The following is a 4,289-nucleotide window of genomic DNA, read 5'->3' on the forward strand; positions in this document are numbered from 1 at the left end:
TGTGAAATCACCGATTGAGACAACATTTTTCTGTATGTTCTATGATCTATTTCAAAGTAAAATATTGTTCAAGAGATAATTCTTCGACTCATTTCGGGATGTAGCCGACTGTTCTATAAAATTTTTATATAACTACATGTATACCTATAATCATAATATTGGTACGCCGTCAGGTATCAATATAATATAGTTGTCTGCAATAAGAGGGAGATTTAAAGAATGATCAAGTACAAGGCTCTTAAACTCCCTAAAATTGACAGACGGAGGAGGTGAAAAAAAAGCTATGAGAAAGACGATTCTATCAGTTCTGGTAATAGCAGCATTTCTAACACTAGCTGCCGTACCTGCGATGAGTCAGCCAGTAAACGTTGTAAAAATTACAAAAGAAGATGTAAACAATAAAGAAAAGTCCCCAACTATAAAAGACTTAACAATAAGAATAGACGTACCAGACGAGGAACTTGAAACATTTAGGGGTCACGTTGCAGCCTTTCAAGAGTATTTAACTGAGACAAAACCATTCCATGACTGGAAATTAACACAAGAAGAAAAAGATGCAATAAAACCTTATGTAGAAGCAATACTTGGCTCATTAAATGAATTGTTAGTGGCGAATGGTGCAGACCCGATAAGTCAAGATTGGTTATGGAATGAGTTTATTGAATTAGAGCCTGGAAGAAGTTGCATAGCAAGTGTTGGATGGGGAAAGTCAATTATTCCATTCTATGACTATGAGACATTCCTAGGAATCATGCTAAGGCCAATGTGGTTCCTCTATTTAGCCGGTTACACTGGGAATTTTAACGTGAATTTACTCCCACCAAGAATTGAATACGGCGACAGATTAGGCCTACACCTTGTAAGAACAACAGTCTTCACTGGTCTATACATCAACATCGGAGAGCTTGGTATGAACCTTCCTGGACCATCTGGGCTTATGATATTACTTGGCAGAGCGCGCGTTGTGATGCGTTAAATTATGTTGAAAACTTTAACCGCGCGGGATCAAAAAAAACTAAAAACCTTTTTCTTTTTTTTATAATCGTTGTAGCTACGGATTGAACGAACCTGTTTTTTAAAGGAAAGTTGGTGTTAGAAATATTTTATGAGATTATCTATTGAAAAAGAAGATAATTTTATATATAAGTTTATATATAAGAAAAATAATATATTAATATAATAGTATCTTTATATGAGAGAAGAACAAAGCAAGGAGCTTTGATGAAGGAATATTAATGGAAGCTAATACTTCAAAAACTAGATTAGATTTTCCTATAAAACATAATAAAAGTAGTACAAGAAAGATCCTTCTTCTCATATTAATATTGCTGCTGGTTATAACTATTTTTTCAACTGTGACATCTGCATCCAGAATAAAAGATATTAAAACCGGTGTTAAAGAAACTACTAAAGCAAAAATAGCTAATGCAATTAGTAAAATCAGAGATACAATAAAAGATTTTATCAATCAGAGACTGAAGAATACTAAATGGCGTCCCATCTTTCAATTGGTAACAAGATACCAAAAAAATGGATCATCAGAAATAATAGAGAAAGTTACACGGATGAAACTTTTTTCTCCAATGAGCATCGATGTCAATGGTGACCATTTTAACGATATACGTGTATGGGTTTTCCATCGACCCGCCTTAGATCTACATCCACCGGCATTGGGTATTAAAAATACGTTTTTAATACGTCGTCTTCTAGGTATGGAAAAAATCAAATACGATTTTTTTGAGATATACTTGGAATATAACCCAAAAATTATTACAAAGTTTTTTTATTTAACACAAGACATTGACAGAATCAGAGTTGGATATCAATCCCCAGCTGGCGAAGAGATCCCAAAAACCTGTATTGTTACTGACAAGATTATCCCACATCTTATTTATCCAATGAAAAAAACAACACATAAAATATCTGTGAATCCATGTTCCATAGTTGGAAAAAGCCAGTTGAATCTTATATTCGCTCTAGCTGATTTGGAAAATGGGATGGTGAAATCTGAAAAAATTATTCAGGTTAATTACACACCAGCGGCTAGAACTGGAGAAATCATTTTTGAACAGGAAAAAACCAAGTTATTTGGACGTGGTCAGAGTTTAGAGATCGCAAGAGCAGATAGTAAACCTTCTAATGTCACGCTTTTTATTAAAGAACTGACATGGAAATTGACAATGAATCCTGTTACATTAGTTAAACATGGGAGTATAACTGTAGAAAATATACCAAAGAAAATAAACCTTGAATGGCTCATAGGGAGAACTGGATATATTGATATTAATACACATAATGATGAAATTGGTAGAGTAAAAGCTGTTTTTAATAATACAGTCATTGTTGGTTTTGTTCCTGAGAATAGTATGCATGGTCGTGTAGCATGGGAAAACAGAACACTAATCGGAGTTTTGGCACCCTGGGGTTTTCCTCTTAAGGGTCTTGAAACTTTTGATATATCATTCTCTGTCTACGACTCGTTCACTCTTAAAGATTTTTCCCTTATGGTTACTAATCAAGAAAATGCGACAAATAAATATATACTAAAATCAACAGCTTCTTCACTCTTTTTAGATCTCGATGCAGGGGCAGAGTTTGGTAACGTAACCGCTGAATATTGGCTTTTCCCAATATATTTCTTCCCATTAGATCCTAATACAACAATAACAATCAACTTTGATATAAAAAATCTGAAGCTGAAAGCGGAAAACATTACTTTTGATTTAGAAAGAACTACTTCTGAAACTAATACCAGTGAGAGAAATGTAAATGATTCTTTAAATGGTAATTTCTCTGCAAAATATTTTGAGGTTTCGTCTGAAGATGCAAAAATTTTCGTAAACTTTAATTTTGAAACTCCTGAGATCAATGCCGAGGCTGAACTTGGCCTAGATATGCATACCAAAGATGTGGTTTTTTCAATAACCAGAACAGTTGATAATAACTCATCCACAGCTAATGGTTCGTTTTCATCTCTTGATTTTTCAACCTCTAATGTATTTTCGTTATCTTCATCAGAAACAACTGTGTTATCTGTTGCTGTTAATGGATCCTTTGAATTGAATGATTTTTCTTTTCAGGGTAAAAACTTTTTGGCTATGAAAGCATTTAATGCCCATGGGGATATTAGTTGTGAATATTACAAAGATGCTAAGTCAACAAGTAACATGTCTATAAAAGGTGAAGGAGACGTAATAATAGAAAAGTTACATGTCAAATATAATCAGAACAATACCCTGGGATGCGACCTACTTAAATTATCTGGCGAGATGTCCTTTTATAAGAATAATATCTTATCAGATAACTCATCTTACAGCAAGATGTTCGCAACAGGATTAGGAACCCTTGAGATAATAAATCTAAGTACAAATTCATCTAATGAAATTCTACAAATTAATGAATTTTCATTATTATTAGAAGGAAATTACTCAGATTGCCAATTCAGCAATTCTACCTCACACTTAACTAACAGACGTTTAGAAGGTAATGGAACTCTAGCAATAAAAAATTATAAAAGCAAAAATCAATGGAATTACACTTTAACATGTAAATTTTTTAACTTCTCCGGAGAATATCTATGGTTTTCCACAAATATTTCATCAGGATCATTTTTCGATAGCAGAATTGAATCAACTAGAGGAAAATTAGAGATAAAAGACATAACTTTAGAGTCATCATATAACACTAAAGATATCAAACAATTTTCATCATCGTCAGAAGAAAATTGTTCAGAGCAACAACTAAGAAATTTCACGGCAACTTTAAATGATGCTATAACCTTATCCAAAAATATCACTGCATCCTCAAGTAATACAATTAAATCAACTTCATTGTCTACACTTAATAATTATTTAAAAGATAATACATCTATTTCATCAACGAATAGTAACTTAAAAGGCAATGTAAATGCAACATTGGAAAAAACATATTATCAAGATAGAGTGAACAAAATTCTGTTTAGATGTGATCTAATATACATCTCAGGCGCTGAATATATTTCAACAAATCTTTCATCAGGCACTAAATCTTACATAGAGATTTTCAATGGAACTTTAACAATCAAAAACTTATACGCAAATGATACCCAAAACAACATTTTAGAATTTGACTTATTTAACTTCTCTGGAGAACATTCATGGTTTTCCACATACCTCTCATCAGAACCACAGTACTACACAGAGATCCTCAATGGAACTTTAACAATCAAAAATTTATACGCAAATGATACCCAAAACAACATTTTAGAATTTGACTTATTTAACTTCTCTGGAGAACATTCATGGTTTTCC

General features: G+C 32.7%; 2 protein-coding genes. Both read left to right on the forward strand.

Features of this window, described 5'->3' with window-relative positions; translation table 11 throughout:
- Nucleotides 1-283: 283 nt before the first annotated feature.
- A complete protein-coding gene (locus QHH19_06340; GenBank protein MDH7517944.1) occupies nt 284-976 on the forward strand; it encodes a hypothetical protein in 693 nt (230 codons plus the stop codon).
- Between the two features lie 259 nt (nt 977-1,235).
- On the forward strand, nt 1,236-4,289 hold a 3,054-nt coding region (locus tag QHH19_06345; protein ID MDH7517945.1), incomplete at its 3' end, for a hypothetical protein.

Source organism: Candidatus Thermoplasmatota archaeon, from assembly GCA_029907305.1.
Classification (GTDB): Archaea; Thermoplasmatota; E2; order DHVEG-1; family DHVEG-1; genus JARYMC01.

What these genes read in the sequence shown, in the direction of transcription:
- QHH19_06340 (MDH7517944.1), top strand. Translation starts at nt 284, where the DNA reads ATGAGAAAGACGATTCTATCAGTTCTGGTAATAGCAGCATTTCTAACA.